Origin of the sequence: Jiangella gansuensis DSM 44835, assembly GCF_000515395.1 — a bacterium.
GTDB classification, from domain to species: domain Bacteria; phylum Actinomycetota; class Actinomycetes; order Jiangellales; family Jiangellaceae; genus Jiangella; species Jiangella gansuensis.
This window is the reverse complement of sequence record NZ_KI911782.1, coordinates 2,445,109-2,464,552: the sequence shown is the minus strand read 5'-3', so window position 1 is coordinate 2,464,552 and position 19,444 is coordinate 2,445,109. Positions and strand designations below refer to the sequence as shown.

22 protein-coding genes are annotated in these 19,444 nt (G+C 71.1%); 12 read left to right on the top strand and 10 right to left on the bottom strand.

All coding sequences use genetic code 11. The annotated features are described in order from the left end of the window. Nucleotides 1-13: 13 nt before the first annotated feature. Entirely contained in the window at nucleotides 14-961 is a 948-nt protein-coding gene (sigJ, locus tag JIAGA_RS0111865; RefSeq protein ID WP_026875823.1) for an RNA polymerase sigma factor SigJ, read from the bottom strand. A 163-nt stretch (nucleotides 962-1,124) separates the two neighbouring features. Here sigJ and JIAGA_RS0111860 point away from each other — a divergent pair, with 163 nt between their 5' ends. Beyond that, complete coding sequence (locus JIAGA_RS0111860) at nucleotides 1,125-1,595, top strand: nuclear transport factor 2 family protein (RefSeq protein ID WP_026875822.1); 471 nt, start codon at nucleotides 1,125-1,127, stop codon at nucleotides 1,593-1,595. Further along, nucleotides 1,592-1,969 (top strand): DoxX family protein, encoded by a 378-nt coding sequence (locus JIAGA_RS0111855; protein WP_026875821.1) that lies wholly within the window; start codon nucleotides 1,592-1,594, stop codon nucleotides 1,967-1,969. Before JIAGA_RS0111860 ends, JIAGA_RS0111855 begins: the two co-directional genes overlap by 4 nt. Nucleotides 1,970-1,995: 26 nt before the next feature. On the opposite strand, the gene JIAGA_RS0111850 is transcribed toward JIAGA_RS0111855, so the two are convergent. From JIAGA_RS0111850 to JIAGA_RS33060, 4 genes are all read right to left on the bottom strand, one after another. Continuing rightward, on the bottom strand, nucleotides 1,996-3,135 hold the full coding sequence (locus tag JIAGA_RS0111850) for an N-acetylglucosamine-6-phosphate deacetylase (RefSeq protein WP_026875820.1): 1,140 nt from the start codon (nucleotides 3,133-3,135) through the stop codon (nucleotides 1,996-1,998). Then, nucleotides 3,132-3,881 carry a sugar isomerase domain-containing protein gene (locus JIAGA_RS34535; protein ID WP_051425995.1) on the bottom strand — a complete coding sequence of 250 codons (750 nt, stop codon included), beginning with the start codon at nucleotides 3,879-3,881 and terminating at the stop codon, nucleotides 3,132-3,134. The genes JIAGA_RS0111850 and JIAGA_RS34535 overlap by 4 nt, the downstream gene beginning before the upstream one ends. Next, entirely contained in the window at nucleotides 3,878-4,621 is a 744-nt protein-coding gene (locus JIAGA_RS34530; RefSeq protein ID WP_026875819.1) for a 6-phosphogluconolactonase, read from the bottom strand. The genes JIAGA_RS34535 and JIAGA_RS34530 overlap by 4 nt, the downstream gene beginning before the upstream one ends. A 139-nt stretch (nucleotides 4,622-4,760) precedes the next feature. Further along, nucleotides 4,761-6,320: a glycoside hydrolase family 3 protein gene (locus JIAGA_RS33060; RefSeq protein ID WP_084469632.1), complete on the bottom strand. Its 1,560-nt coding sequence runs from the start codon at nucleotides 6,318-6,320 to the stop codon at nucleotides 4,761-4,763. Between the two features lie 82 nt (nucleotides 6,321-6,402). Between JIAGA_RS33060 and JIAGA_RS0111830 the strand changes: the two genes are divergently transcribed. The 6 genes from JIAGA_RS0111830 to JIAGA_RS29260 all read left to right on the top strand — a co-directional run bounded on the left by JIAGA_RS0111830 (nucleotide 6,403) and on the right by JIAGA_RS29260 (nucleotide 12,700). Then, a complete protein-coding gene (locus JIAGA_RS0111830) occupies nucleotides 6,403-7,698 on the top strand; it encodes an ABC transporter substrate-binding protein (RefSeq protein ID WP_026875818.1) in 1,296 nt (431 codons plus the stop codon). A 38-nt stretch (nucleotides 7,699-7,736) separates the two neighbouring features. After that, nucleotides 7,737-8,630, top strand: coding sequence for a carbohydrate ABC transporter permease (locus tag JIAGA_RS0111825; RefSeq protein WP_157553045.1), 894 nt, complete (start codon nucleotides 7,737-7,739; stop codon nucleotides 8,628-8,630). Continuing rightward, nucleotides 8,627-9,505 carry a carbohydrate ABC transporter permease gene (locus JIAGA_RS0111820; protein WP_035812436.1) on the top strand — a complete coding sequence of 293 codons (879 nt, stop codon included), beginning with the start codon at nucleotides 8,627-8,629 and terminating at the stop codon, nucleotides 9,503-9,505. The genes JIAGA_RS0111825 and JIAGA_RS0111820 overlap by 4 nt, the downstream gene beginning before the upstream one ends. Then, on the top strand, nucleotides 9,502-10,755 hold the full coding sequence (locus JIAGA_RS33055; RefSeq protein ID WP_051425992.1) for a Gfo/Idh/MocA family oxidoreductase: 1,254 nt from the start codon (nucleotides 9,502-9,504) through the stop codon (nucleotides 10,753-10,755). The genes JIAGA_RS0111820 and JIAGA_RS33055 overlap by 4 nt, the downstream gene beginning before the upstream one ends. Beyond that, on the top strand, nucleotides 10,752-11,744 hold the full coding sequence (locus JIAGA_RS29265; RefSeq protein WP_157553042.1) for a LacI family DNA-binding transcriptional regulator: 993 nt from the start codon (nucleotides 10,752-10,754) through the stop codon (nucleotides 11,742-11,744). The genes JIAGA_RS33055 and JIAGA_RS29265 overlap by 4 nt, the downstream gene beginning before the upstream one ends. A gap of 104 nt (nucleotides 11,745-11,848) precedes the next feature. Then, nucleotides 11,849-12,700: a LamG domain-containing protein gene (locus JIAGA_RS29260; RefSeq protein WP_035812435.1), complete on the top strand. Its 852-nt coding sequence runs from the start codon at nucleotides 11,849-11,851 to the stop codon at nucleotides 12,698-12,700. A 99-nt stretch (nucleotides 12,701-12,799) separates the two neighbouring features. Here the strand turns inward: JIAGA_RS29260 and JIAGA_RS0111800 are convergent, their stop codons facing one another. Together JIAGA_RS0111800 and JIAGA_RS0111795 are read right to left on the bottom strand one after the other, a co-directional pair. Beyond that, a complete protein-coding gene (locus JIAGA_RS0111800; RefSeq protein WP_026875815.1) occupies nucleotides 12,800-13,462 on the bottom strand; it encodes a response regulator transcription factor in 663 nt (220 codons plus the stop codon). Nucleotides 13,463-13,464: 2 nt separating this feature from the next. After that, the gene (locus tag JIAGA_RS0111795) at nucleotides 13,465-14,661 is read right to left on the bottom strand and encodes a sensor histidine kinase (protein ID WP_026875814.1); all 1,197 of its coding nucleotides are present in this window, start codon (nucleotides 14,659-14,661) and stop codon (nucleotides 13,465-13,467) included. A 167-nt stretch (nucleotides 14,662-14,828) separates the two neighbouring features. On the opposite strand from JIAGA_RS0111795, the gene JIAGA_RS0111790 reads away from it, so the two are divergent. From JIAGA_RS0111790 to JIAGA_RS0111780, 3 genes are read left to right on the top strand one after another with little or no spacing between them, the layout of a single operon-like run. Next, the gene (locus JIAGA_RS0111790; protein WP_026875813.1) at nucleotides 14,829-15,344 is read left to right on the top strand and encodes a YceI family protein; all 516 of its coding nucleotides are present in this window, start codon (nucleotides 14,829-14,831) and stop codon (nucleotides 15,342-15,344) included. Next, a complete protein-coding gene (locus JIAGA_RS29255; RefSeq protein WP_035812433.1) occupies nucleotides 15,329-16,276 on the top strand; it encodes an ABC transporter ATP-binding protein in 948 nt (315 codons plus the stop codon). The genes JIAGA_RS0111790 and JIAGA_RS29255 overlap by 16 nt, the downstream gene beginning before the upstream one ends. After that, nucleotides 16,273-17,052, top strand: a complete 780-nt coding sequence (locus tag JIAGA_RS0111780) for an ABC transporter permease (RefSeq protein ID WP_026875812.1) — start codon at nucleotides 16,273-16,275, stop codon at nucleotides 17,050-17,052. Before JIAGA_RS29255 ends, JIAGA_RS0111780 begins: the two co-directional genes overlap by 4 nt. A gap of 90 nt (nucleotides 17,053-17,142) precedes the next feature. Here the strand turns inward: JIAGA_RS0111780 and JIAGA_RS0111775 are convergent, their stop codons facing one another. Then, the gene (locus tag JIAGA_RS0111775; RefSeq protein WP_026875811.1) at nucleotides 17,143-17,595 is read right to left on the bottom strand and encodes a DUF421 domain-containing protein; all 453 of its coding nucleotides are present in this window, start codon (nucleotides 17,593-17,595) and stop codon (nucleotides 17,143-17,145) included. Between the two features lie 15 nt (nucleotides 17,596-17,610). Further along, a complete protein-coding gene (locus JIAGA_RS0111770) occupies nucleotides 17,611-18,102 on the bottom strand; it encodes a hypothetical protein (protein ID WP_026875810.1) in 492 nt (163 codons plus the stop codon). 141 nt (nucleotides 18,103-18,243) lie between these two features. Between JIAGA_RS0111770 and JIAGA_RS34525 the strand changes: the two genes are divergently transcribed. Next, nucleotides 18,244-18,396 (top strand): hypothetical protein, encoded by a 153-nt coding sequence (locus JIAGA_RS34525; protein WP_157553039.1) that lies wholly within the window; start codon nucleotides 18,244-18,246, stop codon nucleotides 18,394-18,396. A 56-nt stretch (nucleotides 18,397-18,452) separates the two neighbouring features. Here JIAGA_RS34525 and JIAGA_RS0111760 read toward each other — a convergent pair whose 3' ends face one another. Continuing rightward, a complete protein-coding gene (locus JIAGA_RS0111760; RefSeq protein WP_026875461.1) occupies nucleotides 18,453-19,334 on the bottom strand; it encodes a manganese catalase in 882 nt (293 codons plus the stop codon). Between the last annotated feature and the right edge of the window lie 110 nt (nucleotides 19,335-19,444).

The following is a 19,444-nucleotide window of genomic DNA, read 5'->3' as shown; positions in this document are numbered from 1 at the left end:
CCAGTGGCTCGCGTCAGGAGGCCGTCCAGGGGCGCAGCTTCGCCGGATTCCGTACGGCCCACAGGTGAGTGATCCGGTCGCCGCTGATGTCGAAGGCGAGCACCGTCCCGGTGACGCCGTCCTGCTGCACTACCAGGCCGGGCTGACCGTTGACGGTGCGCTCCACGATGGTCAGGTCCGGTGCGGCGAGGACGATGTCGACCAGAGCGCGGGCGACCTTCTCGCTGCCGGTGACCGGACGCAGGTGCGCGGTGACGACGCCGCCGCCGTCGGCGATCGCGGTGGCCCCGGGGTCGAGAAGACCGATGAGTGCGTCGATGTCCTTGGCTTCCCACGCCTGTTTGAAGGTCCTGACGACGTCGGCATGCCGGGCCGCCGGGCGCGCGAGCGGCTGCGATGCGCGGACGCGCCGCCGCGCCGACGCGGCCAGCTGGCGACAGGCCGCCGGTGTGCGCCCGACGATCCGCGCCACGTCCGCGAACGGGTAGCGGAAGACGTCGTGGAGGACGAACGCGACCCGCTCCGCCGGGGTCATCGCCTCGAGCATGACGAGGAAGGCCATGCTGACCGACTCGTCGAGGGTGACACGGTCGGCCGGGTCGCCCGTACGGCCACCTGCGCCGCCGTCCAGCCACTCCGTCCCTTCTGGCAGCGGTTCGGGGATCCATTCGCCCACGTAGCGCTCCCGCCGGGCCCGCGCCGAGCCGAGCAGATCGAGGCAGAGGCGGCTGGCCACCGTCGTCAGCCACCCGCCGGGCGAGGCGATGGCGTCCTGCTGCTGCGGCGTCAGCGCGTACCAGCGGACATACGTCTCCTGTACGACGTCCTCGGCGTCGGCCAGCGAACCCAGCAGCCGGTAGGCGAGGTTGATGAGCTGCCGCCGCTCGCGCATGACCGCGTCCAGGCCCGGGTCGGGCCGCCCCTGCGCCGGCGTGTCGTGCGGCTCGGACCGGTTGGTCATGGTGTCGGTGGCTCCTCTGCTCCTGGCTGCTCTTCCCTTCCGACGACACAGCGCCGGCGAATGTGAGGCGGCCGGCGGATCACCTCACATTCCGGCGGGCTGCGTCGTCGGAGCGGTGACGGTGCGGACGGACGACCCCGCACCACGGACGAGGGAGAACCGATTGAGCGACCTTCAGGCTATCGCCGACCGCGTCGAGATCGAGGCGCTGCGCGGCGAGTTCACCGACGCGGGGATGATGCGCGACTACGACCGGTTCGCGTCGTTGTTCACCCCCGACGGCACGTGGCGGATGCCGCACATCGACGTCGAGTTCGTCGGCCGGGCCGACATCCGGGCCGGGATCGAACGGATGCGGGCTCTGTGGGACTACTTCGTGCAGACCGTGCACCCGGGCACGGTCCTGCTCGACGGCGACACCGCGGCCGGCCGCACCTATGTCGCGGAGTTCGGGAACCTGCGCGACCACGGGTCGCACCTGAACTACGCCGTCTACCACGACCGCTACCACCGCACCTCGGACGGCTGGCGGTTCGCCGAGCGCGTCTACGAGATCACGTACATGGACACCACGCCGCTGACCGGCTCCGCGCCGCAGCCCACAGAGCGGACCCACCGAGGAGCGGCCCGATGAACGTGTTCCTTTGGATCGTCGCCGCGGTGCTCGCCGCGCTCTTCCTGGCCTCCGGGGTCATGAAGCTCTCACGTTCCAAGGCTCAGCTCGCCGCCGTCGGCCAGACGTGGACCGAGGACTTCAGCACCGGGGCGATCAAGCTGATCGGCGTCGCGGAGGTGCTGGCCGCGGTCGGGCTCCTCCTGCCGCCGGCCCTCGGCGTCGCGCCGGTCCTCGCGCCGGTCGCGGCGCTCGGCCTGGTCCTGCTGATGCTCGGCGCCGCAGTGACGCACGGACGGCGCAAGGAGATGCCGCCGATCGCGGTCAACCTGGTCCTGATCACCCTGGCGCTCGTCGTGGTGTGGGGCCGCTTCGGACCCCACTCCATCGCCTGAGCCCACCCGGTCGGGCGGCAGGCAGGTCACGTGGGCACGGGCGTGCCGCCCACCACCACCTGGTCGACGGCGAGGTCGTCCGGGCGAAGCAGCAGGAGGTCGGCCGGTGCTCCGACCTCGAGAGTGCCGAGGCCCGGCCGGGTGCCGGGGGTGACGCGGGCGGGCACCCGCGACGCCATCCGCAGCGCCCGGGCGAGCCCGACGGCCGGGACCCGGGCCAGGTGCCGGACGCCGTCGGTGAGCGTCGCCGCCGCGCCGGCCAGCAGGCCGGTCTCCTCGTGGCCGAGCCGCAGGTCCTCGCCGAGCACGACGACGCCGCCCACGGGCGTGGTGTGCCGGCCCGGTGTGAGGCCGCCGATGGCCGTGAGGTCCGAGACGAGGTAGGCGCCGTCGTCGCCCTTGGCCCGGATCATCGAGACCAGGGTCTCGTCGGGCAGATGGTGGCCGTCGGCGATGAGCCCGGCGGTGACACGGTCGTCGGCGAGCAGCGACCAGATCGGGTTGGGGTGCCGCGGAAGCATCGGCTGGATGCCGTTGCCGAGATGGGTCGCCAGGGTGGCGCCCGCATCGACCGCCGCCGCGATATGAGCGTGATCGGCCGAGGTGTGCCCGATGGATACGGTGACACCCGCGCGGACGATGCGGCGCACCTGCTCGGCCGACCCGTCGAGGTGCGGCGAGACGGTGACGACGCCGACCGGCCCCGCCTGCTGCCAGCGGGCGACCTCGTCGGCGTCGATCGGCCGGATCCATTCGACGTCGTGCACGCCGCGCGCGCCGTCGTCGGGCGAGATGAACGGTCCCTCGACGTGGGCGCAGGGAATCGCCGCGTGCACCCGCTCGTCGGCCGCGCGGGCCTGACGGACGGCGTCGAGTGCGTGCAGGATGCGCTCCTGCGACCCGGTGATGACGGTGGGCACCCACGTCGTCACGCCGGCAGCCGCGAGACGCTGGGTGAGGGCAGCGATGGTGTCCGCGCTGACGTCGTCGGCGTTGACGTCGAGACCCGCGTAGCCGTTGACCTGCGCGTCGACGAGGCCGGGAGCGAGAACCGGGAGGGAGGGGTCCGCGGCCGCGTGGCGGGTCACCCCGGTGATGCGGCCCTCGGCGACCTCCACCCGCAGGACGCCGTCGCCGCCGTGCGCGCGGCCTTCGAACGTCGTCACAGCGCGCTCACCCTCTCCGCGTAGCGTTCGGCCAGCTGCCGGTTCGTGGCGTCGCCGCCGGCCAGGTTGCTCGACGCCCACACCGGCGCGGCGTCGCCGGCGGCCGCGATCGCCTCCGCCGCGTCGAGCAGCGTCCAGGTGACGGCGAACGCGCTCGCGGTGGTCGCGAGCGGGACGAGCGTATCGGGCGCGGACGCCAGCGGGGTGGCGTCCCCCGGTGGCACGAGCGTGTCGACGTGCAGGTCCGCGAGGCCGGACAGCGCCGTGCCGGCCTCGAACCGGGCGGGGTGTTCCGCCCCGATGGCCGCCTCGCAACGCGTCGACGAGTAGCCCACCAGAAGCGCACCGCGGCGGCGCGCTCCCCGGGCCGCCTCGACCACCGTCGCGTTGACGCCGAAAGCGCTGACGAGGAGCACCACGTCGCCCTCACCGACGCCGCCCTGCTCGAGCAGCGCCTCCGCCCGTCCCGGGGTGCGCTCGTGTGTCGTCGACGCGAACGCTCCGCCGGTCAGCAGCGTGGCCTCGTCGAAGATCGGTGAGACGGCGGCGAGCAGCCCCGGGCGGTAGAACACCTCCTGGACGGTGAGCTGCGAGTGAGCGCCGGGACCCATGACGTGGACGAGGCGGTCGTCGCGCACCCGGGCGGCGATCTCGCCTGCCGCCCGCGCGACCGGGTCACCGTTGGCGGCCACGATCGCGGCGTGGAGTTCGGCGATCGCGCTCGCGTAGGCGGCCCCCGCACTCACGACGGCGACGACTCCGCGTCGAGGTGGAGGTGGACGCGCGGATGCGTACGCAGCGCGGTTCCGGGGTGGTCCCCGCTGATCGGCTCGTTCAGCGCGTCGACGACGGCCTGCCGCTTCGGCGCGCCCGGCACCGAGACGACCGCGACTTCGGCGTTGAGCAGCCGCGGGATGGTCACCGTCAGCGCGCGCGGCGGCACGGCGTCGAACGACGGGAAGTGTCCCTCGTCGACCTGCTGCTGGCGGCTCACCGCGTCGAGCTCGATGACCCGTACGGCGCGTGGGTCGTCGAGGTCCGCGGGCGGGTCGTTGAAGGCGAGGTGGCCGTTGACGCCGAGTCCGAGAAGTACCAGGTCGAACGGTTCGTCGCCCATCAGCCGCGCGTACCGCTCGGCTTCGGCCGCGGGATCGCCGTCGAGGCGGATCCGTTCGAAGCGGAAGCCGGGCACCAGGTCGACGAAGTGCCGTTCGAGCCAGTTGCCGAACCCTTGCGGCGCGTCGGACGGCAGGTCAAGGTAGTCGTCCATGTGGAATCCGACGACGCGCGTCCAGTCGATGCCGTCCGCGGCGGCGAGCGCCGCGAGTGTGGCCTGCTGACTGGGCGCGGCCGCCAGCATGACCCGGGCCTCGCCGGGTGAGGCGAGCCGCTGACGGATGGCATCCGCGGCGTCGGCGCCGGCGTTCGCGCCGAGCGTCTCGCGGTCGGGATGGATCTGGACGCTCGGTGCGTACTCGGTCGTCATGGACACGGTGGTGATGACTCCTCGATAGCGGGAAGGCACTGCCAAAACAATAATGTCAAACGTTTGCACAGACAAGGGTCACTGACCGTCGACCGCAGCCCAGGGCGGGGCGGGCCCCGCTAGGGCAGCGTCGAGCGGATCAGCGCGATGTGCCCCCGCCCGCCGACAGCAGGCGGTCGAGTACGGCGTCGACGGTCGCCTCGGTACAGATCCCGAAGGCGTCGACCGCCGGCGCGACGATCACGGCGGCGTCGTCGGCAGCGAGACTCGCCGCAGCCATGACACCGTTGACGACGACGGCTGCGACCTGCGGAGACACCGATGCTGCCACGACCTCCGCGATCTGCGCCCGGTCCTCATCGGACAGCGCGATGGACGGCACGATCACCGGGAGCAGCGTGCCCGCAGCCGCGTCGGCGAGCCGTTCCAGCGTCGCCGCCGTGGCCGGCTCGGCGACGTGGCCGACGTCCAGGCCGCGTGCGGCCGCGGCCGCGGTGAGCCGCCCGGCGAACTCGCTGTCGCCGACGACGGTGAGGCCGTCGAGCGCGGACAGCGGGCCGGCGACGTCGACGGTCGCGGCGCGGTCGGGATCGTCCCAGCGCAGGGCGGTGTCGAGCTCGTCCGGCGCCGGCAGCTGCGCGCCGAAGCTCGCGATCTCGGCACGCAGGCGGAACAGCCGGAGCACCGAGCGGTCGAGTTCCGCCGGGTCGACGCGGCCGTCGTCGACGGCGGCCGCGACCGCCTCGATGAGCTGAGGCAGCTCGCTCGCCTCGCACTTGACGTTGGCGACGTCAGCGCCCGATGCGAGGGCGAGCACCGTCGATTCGGCACTCGACCAGCGGGCGCTGACCGCGGCCATCCGCAGCGAGTCGGTGATGATGACGCCCTCGAAGCCGAGCTGTTCGCGCAGCCAGACCCGGTTGACCGTGGCCGACAGGCTGGCCGGCTCGTCCACGCCGAGAGCCGGCAGCACGACATGGGCGACCATGATCGTCTGCACCCCGGCGGCGATCGCGGCGACGAACGGGCGCAGGTGGACCTGCTCGTGGGTCTCCAGATCACGGTCGATGACCGGGAGGCCGAGGTGGCTGTCGACGGCACTGTCCCCATGGCCGGGGAAGTGCTTCGCGGTCGAGACGACGCCGCCGTCGCGGAAGCCCCGTACCTGCGCGGCGCCCAGCTCGGCCGTCGTCGCTGCGTCGACGCCGAAGGCCCGAACACCGAGGATCGGGTCCTGGTCGGTGGTGAGGACGTCGATGGTGGGGCTCAGGGTCCACTCGAAGCCGACGGCCCGCGCCTCCCGCCCGGCGAGCAGTGCGGTGCGGTAGGCCAGCTCGGGGTCGGCCGCCACGCCCACCCCGCGCGGATACGGCAGGTCGGTGCCGGTGCGACCGAGGCTGTACCCGATACCGGCTTCGAGGTTGCCGGCGATGAGTGGCGCAGGCACGCCGGCCTCCGCGGCGATCCGGCGGACTTCGGCGTGGTAGCGGGCCGCGGCGCTCGCCGGCATGCCGACGATGCTGTGGAGCGCTCCGACGCCCGCGCGCACCGCGGCGGCCGTCGCGGCATCGGGCAGCCCGTCGGCGCCGATTCCCGGCATGACGAGGATGCAGGCGGCGATTCGTTGGCGCCGGTCGAGCGCGGCGAGGGGATCCTCCGGCAGCAGGGCGGCGGGCTCTTGACGCGGGGAAGAAGTCATGTCTACGTTCTATCAAACGTTTGCACAATAGCGACAGCATCACACCCTTCGGCACCACCCCAACCGCGCTCAGGAGTGTCACATGCATCGCACCACGAAAACCGCATCGATCAGCATCGCGGTCATCGCGGCCGTCACGGCCCTCAGCGGTTGCGGGCTCGGTGAGAGCAGCGAGCCGGCCGCCGACACGTCCGGTGAGATCGAGGGCACGATCTCCTTCCAGACCATGCAGCTCTCCCCCACCTTCGACGACTACATCAACGGAGTCATCGACGCGTTCGAGGAGGAGTACCCGGGAACGTCCGTCGAGTGGACGGACATCCCGAGCGACCAGGCCGCCCGCAAGGTGAGCGCCGACTCCGCCGCCGGCACGCTCCCCGACGTGATGGACCTGGACACCGCGACGCTCGCCCCGCTCGGCCGCGACGGCCGGGTCCTCGACATGGCCGACGAGGCGGGGGACCTCGAGGACCTCTACGTCACGTCGGCCTGGGAGTCGTTCGACTACGGCGAGACAGAGGTCGCCGCGCTGCCGTGGTACCTCAACTCCCCCGTCCTCATGTCCAATTCGGACCTCGTCGAGCAGGCCGGCTCCCCCGCCCCGCCCACCACCTTCGACGAACTGCTCGACGTCTCGGCCACCATCGCCGCCACCACCGGCCAGGCCGGGTTCCAGCCCACGTCGATCGGCTTCCCGAACTACCTGCTCAGCCTCGGTGTCCCCCTCGTCAACGAGGACTCGACGCAGGCCGTCGTGAACACCCCGGAGGCCGCGGACTTCCTGCAGCGCCTCGCCGAGCTCTACGCCGTCGGCGGCGTCCCCGCCGACTCGGTCACGGCCGCGCAGCGCACCGAGATCGACACCTTCTCGCAGGGCGAGATCGCCTACCTGGAGACCGGCCCCTCCCGGCTCAAGATCATCGAGGAGAACGCGCCGCAGGTCTTCGAGGCAATCGAGATCGACAGGCCGCTCGGCGCTGACCAGGGCTCCACCTGGGTCGTCGCCCACGGTCTCGCGGTGGCGCAGACCAGCGAGAACGCCGCCACCGCCCTCGCCTTCGCCGAGTTCATGACGGCGCCGGAGCAGCAGCTCGCCCTAGCGCAGCAGTCCGCGGTCTTCCCGAGCACCAAGTCGTCGCTCGAGGACCCGTTCTTCAGCGCCGAGGCCACCGACAAGGCGACCGAGGCGCGCTCGATCGTCGCCGCGAGCCTCTTCGAGGGCGGGACCACGGCGAAGCCGCCGGCGGTCGACGCCGAGTTCGCGAGCACGCTCTGGTCGGCAGTACAGACCGCGATCACGGGCGAGACCCCGGTCGAGGACGCCCTCGCCTCGGCCGAGTCCCAGCTCACCGACTTGCTCCAGAGCAGGGCGCAGTGACCTCGTTGGCCGGTTCGGTGCCGCGGAAGGCGGGGCGCGTGCGCACACGGCGCGCCCCGCTGCGGCGGCACCGCTGGTGGGTGCCTGTCGTCTTCGTGGCGCCGGTGCTCGTCCTCCAGGTCACCTTCCTCTTCCTGCCGCTGGCCAACACGTTCGTGCTCGCGTTCACGAACGCCAGCACGGTCGGCGGCGGGGTCTTCACGGGGCTGGCGAACTTCCAGGCGATCTTCTCCTCCGCCCAGTTCTGGGAGGCGACCGGGCACACGGGCATCTACATGGCGCTCGCGACGCCGCTCATCGTCTGCATCTCGCTCGGCCTGGCCCTGCTCGTGAACACGAAGATGCGCGGCACCGGCATCGTCCGGCCGATCCTGTTCTCGCCGCTGGTCATGCCGATGGCCGTCGTCGCGCTGATGTTCCAGTACGTGCTGAGCTCCGACGGCCTGGTCAACCAGGTCCTGCGCGGGCTCTCCGTCGTCTCCGAACCCGTCCCGTTCCTCACCAGCTCCCACCTCGCGCTCTTCAGCGCGATCCTGGTCACCGTGTGGAAGAGCTGCGGCCTCTACACGCTCATCCTGCTCGCGGCGCTGCAGAACGTCTCCCGCGAGCTCGACGAAGCGGCGGAACTCGACGGGGCGGGCTGGCTGCGACGCACGTGGAGCGTCACGATCCCGCAGATCCGCGGCACGGTCGGGCTCGTCGCAGTGCTCTCGGCCATCGCCGCACTGCGCGCCTTCACCGAGCCGTACGTCCTCACCGGCGGCGGGCCGGGCACCTCGGCCCAGACCGTCGTCCTGTTCCTGTTCACCAAGGGCATCTCGCCGGGCACCCAGGCCGGTTTCGCCTCGGCCGTCAGCCTCGTGCTCTTCGCCTTCGTGCTCGTCGTCTCGGCCCTGTCGTGGGCGATCACCAGGAAAGGTCGGGTCCGATGACCGTCGCCGCCAGCCAGGACATCGCGCCGCGTCGACGCCACCGGCGGGGCCAGCCCGGTCCGCTGGAGCGGACCATCCGCTGGGCGCTGATGACCGTCGCCGTCGCCCTCGTCCTCGGACCACTGCTCTGGCAGCTCGGCACCGCGCTCAAGGGCGCCGGCGAGGCGACCGTCGGCTTCCCCGGGAGCCTCGTCCCGTCGCAACCCACGTTCGCCAACTTCGTCACCGCGTTCACCGACGTGCCCCTCGGCAGGTACCTGCTCAACTCGGCCACGATCTCCGCGCTCGGGGTGACACTCAATCTGATCCTCGCGACGCTGACCGGCTACGCGCTCGCCCGGATCAGCTTCCGGGGGCGTGCCCTCTACATCGGGATCCTGCTCGCGACGGCGGCGCTGCCGTTCGAGGTCATCCTGGTGTCGACGCTCCTGGTGACCCGCGGGCTGTCGCTGCAGGACACCGTGCTCGGCGTGGTGCTGCCGCAGGCGGTGTCGATCGTGTCGATCCTCGTCATGCGGCAGGCGTTCGTCGGCATCCCGGACGAGATCGAGGAGGCCGCCACCATGGACGGTGCGGGGCCGATCCGCATCTTCCGGTCGATCATGCTGCCGTCCGTCCGCAGCTCGCTCGCGGTCGTGGCGGTGCTCGGTTTCCTCGACAGCTGGGACCAGTTCCTCTGGCCGCTCGTCATCCTGAGCGATCCGGACAAGTACCCGGTGAACGTCGGCGTGCAGTTCCTGTCCGGTGCCTTCTCCGCCGATCAGCGCGTTATCAGTGCCGCGGCCGTCATCGTCATGGTGCCGCCGTTGCTGGTGTACTTCCTCATGCAGAAGCAGGTCTTCACCGGACTGGCCGAGGGAGCGCTGAAGGGATGACGCCGACCGTCGCACTCGTGGGCGCGTCCGGCTACGGCCGGCGTCACCTGGCGGAGCTCCTGGAGCTGCACCGCGAGGGGGCGATCGTGGTCGGGGCGGTCGTGGACGTCGAACCGGCCGCTGAACTGCCTGCTCTGCTCGCCGCGAGCGACGCGTCACCCTTCGTCACCGCCGGTCTCGGCACGGCGCTCGACCACGTCGGCCCGGACGCGGTGGTCATCGCCACGCCCCCGCACACGCATGCCGCTCTCGCCGCGCGCGCCCTCGCGTCCGGCGCCGCCGTGTACCTGGAGAAGCCGCCGGTTCCGCTGCCGTCGCAGCTCGCCTCGCTGGTCGATCTCGCCGGCGGGACCCGGTTCGAGGTCGGGTTCCAGCAGACGCCGGGTGTCGTCGCGGCGGTCTCCGACGTCCTCGCGGCCCACGACCTCGGTCCGGTGCTCCGGGTGACGGGGTTCGGGGCGCTGCAGCGGCCTGACGCCTACTACGCCCGGGCCCGCTGGGCCGGTCGGCGCGACCTCGACGGCGCGCCCGTCTTCGACGGCGCGCTCTTCAACCCGCTCGCGCACGTGGTGCATGCCGCGCTCGCCGTCGCGCGCACGGTCGAGCCCCGGTGGGCGATGGCGGAGTTCGAGGCCGAGCTCGGCTCGGTGCGCCCGATCCAGGCCGACGACCTCGCCGCCCTGCGGGTCCACTCGCGGCACGGCCCGCTCGTGACCGCCGTGGGGACGACCGCGGCCGACCGCGTCGTCGAGCCCGGCCTCGTCGTCGTCGCAGAGCGTGCCTCACTCCGGCTGCGCCTGCGTGACTTGGCTGCCTCGATCGTGCCGGTTCGGCATGGGCCACCTGGGGCGGCGCCGGCGCGGGCGGTCCCCGTGCCGGCGTCCCGTGAGCATCGATCGGCACTCAGACAGCTGGTGCTTGAGCCGCGCGGTGCCGCGGACCCGTTGCTCACGGGGTCGGCCGCCGAGCCCTTCGTGCGGCTGGTCGCCGCCGTCGTCGACAGCGTGGCGGCGCCTACCCAGCTCGGGCACCTCGGCCGCTCCCGCGACCATGACCACGACGGGGACCGCTGGGTCGAGCTGCCGGGCAGCACGGACGCGATCGACGCCGCCGTCACCGGCGGCACGATGCTCGGCGAGCAGGGTGTGCCGGTCGTGGCCGTGCGCCGCGCCGGGCTCGAGGAGTGGAACGGCCTGCTCGGGCACCCGTACGATCTCGACCAGGCCGCCAGCGAGGGAGTGAGTACGTGAGCAATCGCACCTCTCCTACCAGGCTGAAGGACGTCGCGGAGGCGGCCGGTGTCTCGATCTCGACGGTCTCCCGCGTGTTCTCCAACCCGGAGCGGCTCTCCCCGGCGACCGTCCAGCACGTCCGTGAGATCGCCGCACAGCTGCGGTTCAAACCCAACGTCGTCGCCCGGGCGCTCAAACGCGGCGTCGCCGCGAACGTCGGGCTGATCGTCCCGGACATCACGAACCCCTACATGACGACCCTGTTGAAGGCCGCCCAGGGCCGGTCCCGCTCCTCCGGGGTGGGCGTCCTCGTGGCGGACACGGACGACAGCGCCACGATCGAACGCCAGGTGGCCGACCAGTTGTCGCGGCAGTCGCGCGGCATCATTCTGTCCGCGCCGCGGATGAGCGCACCGCACATCCGTGAGATCGCCGCGACCATCCCCGTCGTGCTGATCAACCGGATCGTCGACGGCGTCCCCTCGGTGGTCACCGACTCCGAGGAGGCCCTCGGCGAACTCGTGCTCCACCTGCAGGAGCTGGGCCATCGCCGGGTGGCCTACCTCCCCGGGCCGTCGGGCTCGTGGGCCAACCGCCAGCACCTCAAGGCGATCACCGCCCGCGCGGAGGAGGCAGGCCTGGAGCTCACGGTTCTCGCCGGACCGGCGTCCACCCACACCGACGGCATCGCGGCCGCCGGGCAGGTCTGCGAGAGCGGCGTGACCGGCGTCCTCGCCTTCGACGACGTCGTCGCGTCGGGCCTCATCGAGGGGCTGCGGCGCGAGGGACGCTCGGTGCCCGGCGACGTCTCCGTCGTCGGCCACGACGACATCTTGGCCGAGCTCGTCCAGCCCGGGCTCACCACCGTGGCCGGGCACAGCGACCGCGTCGGCCGGCTCGCCATCGAACGGCTGCTCGATCCGGAGGGCGAGCAGGACCGCGAGGTCTCCATCGTCGTGAAGGCCACGGCGGTCTATCGCGGCTCCACAGGTCCCGCCTCCGGCTGAACCACCCACACCCGCCCATCGACCCATCGACGCCGCAATGTGCAAACGTTTGAACGCGCTAATCCCCCATTTCCGGCACCACCCATCGGATGAGAGGAACGCACATGAACGGCAGGATCCTCAAGCGAGCTCTCAAGCTCGGCCTCAGCCTCGCCACCGCCCTCCACCTGGCGCTGGTCTGCTTCCAGCAGCCCGGCGCTCCGGACACACTCTCCGAGTACGACGCCGCGGTGCTCGCCGACGAGCCCGACGTGTACTGGACGATGGCCGGCGCCGAGTCCGGTTCGGAGATCGACCTCGGCGATGCCGGGATCAACGGTGCCTACACCGGCCGCCCGACCGAGACCACACTGCCCAACGGCGACCCGGCCGCCGACTTCGACGGCGCGACGCAGTACTTCGAGGCGCCCGACGCCGCCGCCCTGAGTCCCGCGACGACCGGCGTCATCACCATCGAGGCGTGGATGCGTCCGGACGTGCTGCAGTTCCCCAACGACGAGAGCTCGGGCTACGTCCACTGGATGGGCAAGGGCGAAGCCGGGCAGCACGAGTACGTGTCGCGCATGTACTCGCTGGAGAACACCGAGAACCGGCCCCACCGCATCTCGGGCTACTCGTTCAACCTCTCCGGCGGGCTGGGCGCGGGGTCGTATTTCCAGGACCCGGTCGAGGCCGGCGAGTGGATCCACTACGTGCTCGTCATCAACGCGAACGCGACGAGCGAAGCCTTCCCCAACGGCTACACGAAGGTCTACCGCGACGGGGTCCTGCGCGACCAGGACGACCTCAGCATCCGCGGCCAGGTGATCGTCCCCGAGCGCGGTTCGGCGCCGTTCCGTGCGGGCACCCGCGACTTCGCCTCCTGGTTCGACGGCGCGGTGGGGAAGATTGCCATCTGGGACACCGAGCTGACGGCCGAGCAGATCGCCGCGCACACGGCGGCCATGACCGACTGACCCACCAGCCCGCGGCACGGTGACGTCGCGGTCGTCACCTGATCGTCGATGTGCCACCTGATCGGACCGGTGGCGACGATCAGGTGACGACCGCCCGCACTAGCCGTTCCCGTCGGAGCCGACGATGCCCGCGTCGTGGGCGATCAGTCCCGCCTGGGTGCGGTTCGCGCACCCGAGCTTGTCCATGATTCGCGACACATAACCCTTGATCGTGGCCTCGGACAGGTAGAGTCGCGACGCGATCCGCGCGTTCGACAATCCCTCGCCGAGGCAGGCCAGGACCTCGGCCTCCCGCTCGCTCAGCGAGGCGACGAGGTCCCGGGCCCGCTCGCGAGCCGGCTGGCTGTCGGCCGATGCCGCCACGAGCCGGCGGGCCGCGGCCGCGGAGAGCACCGTGTGGCCTTCCGCGGCCACCCGGACCAGCCCGATCAGGTCCTCCGGCGGTGTGGACTTGACCAGGAACCCGGCTGCGCCGGCGCGGAGGGCCCGCAGCACGTACTGGTCGGCGTCGAAAGTCGTCAGGACGACGATGGACGGCGGATCGGGGAGTTTGTTGATGCGTTCGATCGCGGTCAGCCCGTCCACGCCGGGCATGCGCAGGTCCATGAGCACGACGTCGGGCCGGTTGCGCACCACTGCTTCGACGCCCGCGGCGCCGTCGTGCGCCTCGTCGACGATGTCGATGTCGTCCACCGAGCCGAGGATCGTGCGCAGGAAGGCGCACACCATGGGCTCGTCGTCGACGATCACGACCCGCGTCATGGTCACACCACCGATTCCGCGGTCGGCACGTAGGAGGGCAGCGTGGCCTCGACGACGAACCCGCCGTCCGGCGCCGGCCCGGCGTGCAGTGAACCGTGCACGAGCTCGACGCGCCGGCGCAGGTTCGCGATGCCCAGGCCGGATCCGCTGCCGACCAGGCCGGGGTCGGGCTCGCTCCGGGGCGGGGTGTTGCGGATCGACAGGTGCACGTGCGCCGGGTCGTAGTCGATTCGCACGGTCACGTGCGCGCCGGGAGCGTGCTTGCGGACGTTCGTCAGCGCCTCCCGTGCGATGCGGTATGCCGTGCGCCCGACCACCGGCGAGGCGAGCGCGCGGTCGCCCTGCTCGACCAGGTCCGTCGGTGTGCCGGCCGCGGTCGACTCCGCCGCCAGGGTTTCGATGCCCGCCAGCGGCGGTGCGTCGTGGTCGTCCGGTGCGGTGCGCAGGATGCCGACCAGGTCGCGCAGTTCGTCCAGCGCCTGGCTACCCGCCGCCCGCAGTTCCTCCGCGGCTCGCCGGGTGGCGTCGTCGGGGGCGGTCATCCGCAGCGCACCGGCCTGCATCACCATCAGGCTCACCCGATGGCTCACGACGTCGTGCATCTCGCCGGCCAGCCGGGCGCGCTCCTCGGCGCGGGCCTGTTCGGCAAGCAGGTGACGTTCGCGCTCGGCGCGCTCGGCACGCTCGGTCAGCGCCAACACCAGGCGCCGTCGTGCGGTGAAGTACAGCGCCAACAGCGGCCCGAGCGCGGTCCGCAACAGCCCGATCATGATGACCGTGGCTGACGCCTCCCACGGCCGGGCGATGATGACGGCGAAGACGGCGAGCGCGATCAGGGCCGTCCGGCGGCTCTGCCGGTAGTACAGCGGCCCGTAGGCCGCGATGACGGTGGCGAAGGGCGCCCACAGCGTGTCCTCGGCCGCCGGCGTCAGCGCGTCCAGCGGAGAGATCAACAGGGTGACGGCGAGCGTGAACCCTCCGAGGACCGCGACGACGGCCAGCGGCGCGCGGCGGCGGAAGATCAGCGACAGGCAGGCGACGGCTTGCAGGCCGAGCAGCGTCCAGGCGAGTGCACCCGGCTCGGCCGGCCACCATGTCCACCCCGCCAGCGTCGTCGCGGTGTCGAGCACCACGACGAAGACCGCGATCCCCACGTCGACGGCGCCCTGGTGCCGACGCAGCCACGATCTGTCAACCATGTCGCCACGGTATGACACCTGCGCGGACCCGAGAGCAGCCACGATGCTTTCGGCGGGCACGGAACCGACGAAAGTCGCACGCCGGCCCCGTCGGACCGTCCTTCGTCGGTGCCGGAGCCGACCGCCTGCCCTGTCAGCCGGCATCCCGCCCGAGGTGGCATGGAGTCATGAACACACGACGAGCCGACACCACGGTGACCCCGCGGCTGGGCCGCTACCGGATCGACGCCCGCCGCTCGACCATCACGTTCCGCGGCCGGCACCTGTTCGGGCTGATGCCCGTGCGCGGCAGCTTCGCCGTCGGGACGGGAACGATCGACGTGGCCGAGCCGCTGCGCGATTCGACCATCCGGGTCGAGATCCCGACGGGGAGCTTCCACACCGGCAACGAGCACCGCGACCGCGACGTCCGGTCCGCGCGCTTCCTCGACGCCGACCAGCACCCGGTCATGGCCTTCGCCGCCGACCACATCGACAGCACCGCGGTCACCGGCACGCTGACCGTACGAGGCGTCAGCCGGCCCGTCTCGCTCTCGATCGAGCGGGCGGCCAGGTCGGCGGACGGGTTCGCCGTGGACGCCACCACGCGCATCGACCGGACCGAGTTCGGCATCACCGCCGCCCGAGGGCTGGCCGGACGCCACCTCGACGTGTCGTTGGAGATCACATGCGTACGCACCTGAGGGAAGCCGCCGTCGACGTCGTGGGCCTGCGGAAGAGCTACGGCTCCGTGGCCGCCGTCCGCGGGGTGAGCTTCACCGTCGAGGACGGTGAGATCTTCGCGCTGCTCGGGCCGAACGGCGCCGGTAAGTCCACGGTGCTGGAGATCCTCGAAGGCTTCCGTGCTCGCGATGCCGGCCGGGTCGGGGTGCTCGGTCTCGACCCGGGCGATCGGGCCGAGGCACAGCGGCTGCGCGAACGCATCGGGCTGGTGTTGCAGGACATCGCCGTCGAGCCGTACCTGACGGTCCGCGAGACGCTCACCCGGAACGCGGGCTACTACCCCGCCCCGCGAGACGTCGACGACGTCATCGGTCTCGTTGGTCTCGACGGGTTGGAACGCCGCAAGGTCCGGGCGCTGTCCGGCGGCCAGAAGCGCCGCCTGGACCTGGCACTGGGTGTGGTCGGCGACCCGGACCTGCTGTTCCTCGACGAGCCGACGACGGGATTCGATCCGAACGCGCGCCGAGACGCCTGGCAGCTCGTGCGCGACCTGCGTGACGCCGGCACCACCATGCTGCTCACCACGCACGACATGGAGGAGGCCCAGGCGTTGGCCGACCGCGTCGCCGTCATGACGGGCGGCCGCATCGTGTCCGAGGGTGCGCCGTCGACCATCGGCGGACGCGACACCGCGCGGACCCGGATCCGCTTCGCCCTGCCGTCCGGCCACCCGGCCGCCGACCTGCCCGTCGCCGCGAGTCCGGACCACGGGCTCGTGACCGTGGATTCCGCGAACCCGACGCAGACGCTGCACGAACTCACCGGCTGGGCGCTGCGACGCGGCGCGGCGCTGGAGCGGCTCACCGTCGAGCGGCCCAGCCTGGAGGACGTCTACCTGCGGCTGACGAAGGGCGGCTCGCCGGCATCGACCACGGAGGAGGTCGCACCGTGACTACCGGGACCTACCCATCGCTTCGCGTGCTCGCGCACCAGGTCCGCTACGAGCAACTGACGTTCTGGCGCAACCCGCAGAGCGCGTTCTTCACGTTCGTCTTCCCGATCGTGATCATCACGATCTTCGGCGCGCTCTTCCGCGACGTACCCGCGAGCGCGTTCTACGGCGGGGTGTCGGCGCTGCAGTACTACGTGTGCACCATCGCCGGGTTGTCGGTGCTGGGCTCCTGCTACAGCCAGCTCGCCATCGTGCTCTCGACCCGGCGGCAGTACGGGATCCTCAAACGCACGCGCGCCACACCGCTGCCGACCTGGATCTACGTCGCCGGCCTGCTGGCGCACTGCGTCATGGTGAGTGTCGTCACCGTGCTGCTCATCGTCGGCATCGGGAGCCTCTTCGGCGTGCCGTTCCCGCAGCTGGAGCAGTGGCCGGCCGTCGTCGTGACACTCGTGCTCGGCGCGGCGAGCTTCTGCGCGCTGGGCGTGGGGGTCGCCTCGCTCATCCGCAACGCGGAGGCGGCGCCCGCGGTCGTGCAGTTCGTGCTCTTCCCCCTCGTGTTCGTGTCCGGGACCTACCTGCCGATCGACTCCGCCGTCCTCGACCGGATCTCCGGGGTTCTGCCGGTACGGCCGTTCAACGAGGCACTTCTCGGCGCCATCGCGTACGACACCGGATTCGCATGGCGCGACCTCGCCGTACTCCTCGGGTGGGGCGTGGCCGGCGCTGTCGTCGCCGTCCGGCGCTTCCGGTGGGACCCCCGGCCCCCGGAATGATCACGTTCGGCATGGGTGTGCCCGCTCCACCAGGAATGCTTGCCGGGTGCAGCGGGAGAACGCCTCAGGGTGGGCCCGGGACGTGCCCAGTCAGGCCTCACGGCCGGCCGGGATGATGCTGATGCCGCCGGATCGCTCCAGCACCGCGAACTTGATCTGGTCCATCCGCTCGATGCCGTGCAGCTCGCGAGCCGCGGTCAGGATGTCCTCCTCCGTGATGTGCACGCGGCGCATCCGGTCGTGAAGCGGTGTGCCGTCGTCCAGCAGGATCAACGGCATGCTCTCGAGCGCTCGGCCCAGCTTCGGCCAGCGGAAGCCGAGGTAGTCCGCCAGCCGATCGAGACACAAGAGCGCGGCGATGACGATTCCCGCCGTCGTCACCGAGAAGTCGTCGCCCAGCAGTGCTTGCTGTGTCGCCTCCCCGACGACGAGCAGCAGGACGAAATCGAAGGTCGTCACTTGTGCGAGCGATCTCTTTCCGACAATGCGGAACAACAGGATGAGGATCACATAGACGGCCAGCGCCCGCAGGATGAGGTCCACGTCATCGGCCCTTCGTCAGGGATGGGCGAACTGGCGGATCGTCACCGGCTCACCGGACCCGGCGCGGGCGGTCCCCCGCACCGGGCCGAGCCCGTCCGGGCGATACGTCACGGACACGACCGGAGGAGAGTTCACGTCGGCTTCGAAGGTGTAGAACACGCCGTCCTCGGTCGATCGTGCGCTCGCCGGCTGCGGATCGATGTTCTGGATGTCCATCTCATCGAGCAGCGACCGGGAGAGGAACAGGGTCGCCGACGATCCGTCGACGGCCCCGGCACCCAGCGACACCGTCAGTTCGGCCTGCCCCTGGTGGCGCACGAACCGTTCGTACCGCACCGTGATGGTTCCGGCGTCGTCGCCGGCCTCGGTCCCGCTGAGCGGTCCGGTCCCGAAGAAGCCACCCGCCGCCGCGACGAGTATCGCCCCGACGACGACCCGGCTGACGGTCTGGAATCTCCACTCTTTCTGTTGGAACGCCTCTGACTCCAGGTCACGAACCGAACTCACCCGAGACATATCCAGTCAGTAACCACCTGTGGCCAATGCAAACCGTTGCCGCCTCGCGGCACGCGTCATACACCGGCCGCCTCGGGGTACCACCGAGGTGTCCGCCGACGGGTACGGCATGCAGCGCGAAGGAGATCATCCATGACTGAACGAGACACCGGCGGCCACGAGCCGGATCCGCAGCGTCAGGACCCTGAGGTCCCGCACGACCAGGATTCGGAGCCGAGCAAGAACGCGCCGGACGAAGGGCGCCCCGACCTGACCGCGCTCTCCGACGATGACGACGAGAACTGACGACGAGAGCTGACACACCCCGCGCGTACGTGGTCACACAGGCGAATCCAGCGACCTCATTCCTTGTGCAGCATGTCCTGGGCCTTGCCGGCCGTCTTCTCGACGATGTTCGGCACGTCGGTCGTGCCGTAGAGCCGGGAATCGGGCCTGGTCGGCTTGGGCATCGCGGCACCGGCCGGGGGCTGGGCAACGTACTGGAACTCGCCCTTGCCATCCGGGGACGGCCCGCTGGCCCAGCTACCTTCGGACGCGTGCTCTCCGTCGGAGAAGTTGATGTACTGGTAGGCGACCTCCCCGTCCTCCTGCGACTGCGGGAAGTTGCTGGGCACGGGGAGATTCTCCAACCCTTCTTCCTGCAGTTCCCGGGCGGCCGCGATCCACTGGTTCTGGTGCATGGTGTCGCGAGCGATCAAGAACGACAGCAGATCCCGCACGCCGGCATCGTCGGTCATGTTGTACAACCGGGCCACCTGCAACCGGCCCTGCATCTCGGCGTTGGCATTGGCGGTGAAATCGGCCAGCAGATTGCCGCTGGCCGTGACGTAACCGGCCGTCCACGGGTTGCCCATGCTATCCACCGGACGGGCACCGGCCCCGGCCACGATGGCGTGTTGGATATCAGTACCACCGACCACCGCCGCGACGGTCGGGTCGTCCTGCACGGCATCCTCGGTGACACCGACAGGCGCCTTCTCCAGCAACTGAGCGATCATGGTCGCGAGCATCTCGACGTGCCCGAACTCTTCCGCGCCGATCCCATAGAGCAGATCACGGTACTTCCCGGGAAGGTGCACGTTCCACGACTGGAACCCGTACTGCATGGCGACGGTGATCTCACCGTACTGCCCACCGAGTACTTCCTGGAGCTTACGGGCGTAGACCGCGTCGGGTCGGTCAGGTTTGGCGGCATGTTGGAGTTCTTGGCGGTGGAAGAACATGGCTGGTGCACCTTTCACTGCGGTGTGGTCGGATGCTCCTCGCCGGTACCCCGACGACGCCAGCCCATTCCGGGTCACCCCGGTCCGATCTCGGGCGGGTGTCGTGGCGC